Source organism: Dickeya sp. NCPPB 3274 (genome assembly GCF_000406205.1).
Lineage (GTDB): Bacteria > Pseudomonadota > Gammaproteobacteria > Enterobacterales > Enterobacteriaceae > Dickeya > Dickeya fangzhongdai.
On sequence record NZ_CM001979.1, the window covers coordinates 2646252 to 2651516 of the forward strand.

2 protein-coding genes are annotated in these 5265 nt (G+C 61.3%); both read right to left on the reverse strand.

Annotated features, from left to right (window positions below; all coding sequences use genetic code 11):
- On the reverse strand, positions 1-294 hold a 294-nt coding region (locus tag DXX3274_RS12010), incomplete at its 3' end, for a barstar family protein (RefSeq protein ID WP_231348787.1).
- The coding region (locus DXX3274_RS12015) for a hemagglutinin repeat-containing protein (protein WP_193747024.1) at positions 291-5265 on the reverse strand (4975 nt) is incomplete at its 5' end. The genes DXX3274_RS12015 and DXX3274_RS12010, both read right to left, overlap by 4 nt.

The following is a 5265-nucleotide window of genomic DNA, read 5'->3' on the forward strand; positions in this document are numbered from 1 at the left end:
TTTCAAGATATAATCGAACTTATCATCGAAGTTTAATTCGATATCCTGCTTTCTTACCCTCTCTAACACTTCCACTATTCGATTAAACGTATCACCTAAGCGCTGTCGGGTTGTATCTGAGTTCGTCCATACCAGCGTTACTGGCCGCTCGACGTCATTGCTTAATCGATCCCAGAGCGCATTAAGATTTCTTCCATAGTAGGGACCAAAATCTAGTTTCTCCGATAGAACACCATGAACATCAGATTCGGTATATATGTTTAAACCATCTAAAATAATTTCGCGTTTGCTCACTTCCATTTACCTATTGATGTTGCTGTTTCATAGTGATCAGTAGTGATATACAACAACCCATCACTCGAATATAACAACCTTGTTCCCGGCTGATTGCTTCTCGACATCGTATTATTCAATCCTATATCAGCCTCGCGCCATACTCTTCCTGGCGAAGACGGTAACAGGTTATTTGAATTTTCGAAGATATCACCACCTAATTGCCCACCGGGGTTTGTATTATTCAATGCTTTCCCAGGTTTCCAGCCATTAGCAACAGCTTGAGCCTTATCTACATAATTCGATGGTAATGTTCCGGTAGTCCGCAAGCTATCCACAACATCATTTGCTGCTTGAGTAGTCTGTAAGTCCAATTTTAATCCAGCATAGCTTGCTGCGTTATGGGCTTCATTACCTATAAACCCAGCCGCCGCCGATTCAGCTTTACCGGCTACTTTACCTGCTACCTTGGCAACGATCCTCTCCGTTACGCCTGCAGTCACTTTGACCACACCCGTACCACCGGCAAGCAGACCCGCTATATCCGTAACCAGTTTTCCGCCTTCAACACCGGCATTGAACGAGCCACTGGCTCCGGCCTTCTGGTATTCCGCTTCCATGTTGTTGATGCGGTCTATATACGACTGTTTCACCGCATCCGACACATTACCCAGCACATCACCACTATTGAACAGCGATTTCAACGCCTCATATGTCTCCATCGGGCTGCTTGCCGTTTTCACGATACCGTCGATCGTGTCATACAGACCTGCCGGAACCCCGGCAACCATCCCGGCTGCAAAACTTCCATCCTGCCCTAAATCTATCGCCGTCCACTTCGCCTCAGCCTGCACCTTGCAGGCTTGAGTCTGACATTCTTCAAGCTCTTTCTTCTTCTGAGCCTTCTGCTGGTTGCTCAGATAGTTATTCTCCACCGCATTACGCCCGGTCTGCGCACCTGTCGCCGCACCGGTAGTGTTACCCGACGCAATCCCTGAGGCCAGACCAGCCGCCAGCGAGGCCAGCGCGCTTACCGACTGTTTTTCTGTTTCCGTCAGGTCGCTGGTGCCCCGCCCTGGGTACAACTCCTTCATGATCAGCAGGCGCGCTGCCAGTTCGCCGCCGGCTGCGCCTACTGCGCCTGCCACCGCATCCTTACCGGACAGTTGCGCCACCACCGCGCCCATCAGCGCATGCCCCATTGCGTTGGCCGCAATGTCCGATGCCGTCGCGTTCTTCTCGTCCACCGGCATCGTCACGTCTTTGACCAACTGCGCCAGATACGGCGCCGAGGCGCCGGCCAGCGCCTGCTGCAGGTTGCCGCCGCCCGCCAGCGCCTGAATCGCCGCCGTTGCCGCCTGCGCCGCCCGTTGCAGATCGCTACCGGTGCCGTAAGACTGCATCACCGCCTTGTAATCCGACGTTTCCGTCAGATCTTTTTTGTATTTCTCCCACTCTTTTTTGGTCGCGTTATCGGCTGGCCGTTTCACATCACCTTTGGCTTCCGCCGCCCGTACCGCACGGATTTCGCCTTCGGTGCGGATAACATCCATCACCTGCGCGCCCAGTTCACCCACCATCTGCGCTGTCTGCAGGCGCTTCTGCTCTTTTTCCTTGTCAAAGATCGGGCTCAGCGCATTATTGGCGTGCTCCACATCCCGGCTCAGACCGGCAATATCCTGCTGCTGACCGGCCTGATTACGGATAATCAACGCCCCGTCGCTCACCGCCGCGTAGGTGGTGCTGCTGGCATTGCCGCCGTTACCCATCGACATTAACGCCGAAGGCGCGGTCAGGGCTGCCGATTTCAGCATATCCGACATACTCAGCGACGGGCTGGCACTCAACCCGATACCGCTGTGCGACACCGAAAATTCTGCCCGGTTATCGATATTGCTGAAGCCCAGCGTGCCGGTATCCAGCCGGTTTTTATCCGCACTGGCGGTTGAACCAATTACCGCGCCGTCCAGTTGCGTGTGGTTGCCGACGCTAATGTCGTAACCGCCTTTGCCCGCAAACAATCCGGTCTGCTGCTGCACGCTGTCATAGCTGCTGTGCATTTTGTCCTGACTGGCGCTCAGGTAACCGCTGCCGGTCATGCTGCCAAAGGTAAAGCTACCGCCCGCCGACACGCTGGTCTGCTTCGAGTCATAGCGGTTGCTGTCCTGCTGGCTTTTCAGCAGCAGGTCGCCGCCCACGTTAGCCACAATACGATCGCCGCTGACCTGCGCCCCGGTCAGGCGCGTATCGCCGCCACTGGTCAGGCCGACCTGCTGCCCGGCATCCACCGTGGTTTCCGACCAACTGTTGCCGTTGCCCAGTTCACGACCTTTGGCCGCATTGACATTGGCAAAGACGCTGAATCCGGCACCGCTATTGCTCAGGCCGAAACTGACGCCGATATTCCCGCCGCTGCTGCTGTTGCTGCCGGTCATCGACTCAGTATTGCGCGCCGACAGCAGATTAATCGCCCGGGAGGCATTCAGCTCCACATTGTTGGCCGCTTTCAACTGGCTGCCAACCGCGGTGATATCGCCCTGACGCGCGACCACGCTAATATCATGGCCCGCATTCAGCGTCGAGGCAAAACTCTGTGACTGCTCGCTGGTCTGGCTGCTGCTGGAGCGCTGCGCCCCCAGCGACACGCTAATACCGACAAACGACGACGCGCCTTTATTATTGGTATCAATCTGGGTGCCCTGATAGGCCTGATACCCCGACAGCGCCGCCTTCATCCCCTGCAACGCCTGCAGACGGCTATCGCTTTGTTCCCGAACTGCCTGTACCGCTTGTACCGCACTGTTCAGCGCCGATCCCACCACACCCGACAGCGTTACCGTCAGTCCGGCGGTTTTTTGCTCCATCTGGCGGGACTGTTTACGGGTATCGTAGCCGGGATCAATCGTCACGCTATTGCCCGTCACCTGAATGTCCCGGGCAGCGATCACATCCGTGGCCGCCACCGACACAGCCTGCCCGGCATTCAGCCGCACCGACCCGCCGGTACTGCCCAGCGTACTGACGCTCTGGCTCTGGGTGGTCGCCTTGTCGTCCAGTTTCTGGCTCAGGGAGGTGCTGCCTATAGTAAACCCGATGCCGCCCCCGCTGAACACCCCGCTCTTCTTGCGACTGTGCTCCTCGTAGTTACGGTAGCTCTCCACACTCGCCGCGGTCGTGATGTCATGCCCCGCCGTCAGCGTCACGTCACCGTCCGCCGCCACCGCCGAGCCCTGCATCCCGATGTCGTGCCCCGCCGTCAGCGCCACGCTGCCCCCCGACAGCAGCGTCCCCTTCTCCGTCGTCTGCGCCGTCTCACGCAGCGTGTGCGTGGTGGTCTTCGACAGGAATCCCTTCTTCACCGTCGTCTCTTCAAAAAAATCATGCCGGCTTTCCGTCGCCGACAGCAGGCTCAGGTCACGTCCCGCCTGCGCCGTCAGCGCGCCACGCGTCTCCGCCTGCGCCCCCTGCAGCGTCAGGTCCTGACCCGCCCGCAGGCTCAGCCCCCCGCCCGCGTTCAGCACCGTCCCCTGCTGCGTTACCGTCTGCTGCCAGTCCAGATGCCGTTTCCACGCGTTCGAGCTGAACTGCGCTTCCTCCGCCGACAGCAGGCTCAGGTCCCGTCCCGCCGACAGCGCCAGCGTCCCCGCCGCGCTCAGCTGCCCCGCCGTGCTGCTCAGGTCACGTCCCGCGCTCAGGCTCAGGTCGCCCCCGCCGGCGAGCGTACTCTGCACCAGCCCCTGGCTGCGCCGCTCGGTACTGGCCCCGCCCGTCTGGCTCACCGTGTCCGTCACCGTGCTCAGCGCCGTCAGCCGGATGTCGTTGCCCGCCGCCAGCTGCAGCGGCCCGCCCGCGCTCAGCTGCGCCCCGTTCAGCGCGATATCGTGCCCCGCCTGCAGCGTCAGCCCGCCCTGCGCCGTTATCAGCCCGGCCTGGCCGATATCGGTGCGCGTCAGCGACCCGCGCCCCCGGCCGTCCTTCGCCGCCGTCTGCCACTGGTTGCTGGTGGTGGTGTTGGTGATGTCGCCGTTGACGCTCGCCAGCGTCACCTGGTTGCCCTGTATCGTCGCGCTGCTGTTGGTCAGGTTGCCCAGCGCCACCAGGTTCAGCGCGCCGCCGGCGCTCAGCAGCCCGCCCTCGCTGTTGCTCAGGTTGCCCCCGCCGGCAATATTGAGCGCCTCCACCGCCTTCACCGTGCTGCCCCGGTTGTCGATATCCCCGCCCGCGCTCAGGCTGACGCTGTTGGCCACGATGCGACTGCCCTGCAGATTGGTTTTATCCGCCTGCGCCAGATACAGCTTCGGCGCCAGCACCGTCTGGCCGCCCACGGTGATGTTCTCCCACCACACCAGGCTGTGGCTCAGCCCCGCCACCTGCTCCGGCGTCAGGCTCACCCCCAGCTGCAGGTTCAGCCGGCTTTTCTCCGCCGCCGCGTTGTCCATCAGCTGCTGCATCTGCGCCAGCTCCGACCCCACCCCGTTCAGGTAGTGCTGCCCGGTCTGGCTCAGCACCGCGTTGCTGATGTAGCGGGTGTCGAACGCCGCGTCGCCCAGAAACCGGTAGTCGTGCTCCGCGTCCAGATTCAGTTTGCCCAGCAGGTAGGACGACCCCAGCACCTGCGTCGGGTCGGTCAGCGTCGGGCTGGTCTCCACCGGCACCGTGGTGCCCGGCGTCTGCCCCAGCAGGCCGCGCAGGTCGCCGAACAGGCCGTTGTCCACCTGGCCGAGCCGGCTCAGCGTCGGGTTGCTGCGTATCAGGTAGCGGCTGTCGCTGGCGGTGTCCGCCACGAACAGCCCGTTCTGGCTGGCGGGCAGCGGGTAGTCGGTCAGCGACGGGCCGGACAGCGGCGTCAGCCCCTGCGCCAGCGCCGTCTGCAACTGGCCGAATGACAGGGCGGACAACGGCGTCAGGCTGGCCCCGGTCACCGGCACGCCGTCCGGGGCGCTCAGCCCGCTGCCGATGCCCACCGGGGTCAGCGGACTGCCGGCGGGCGTG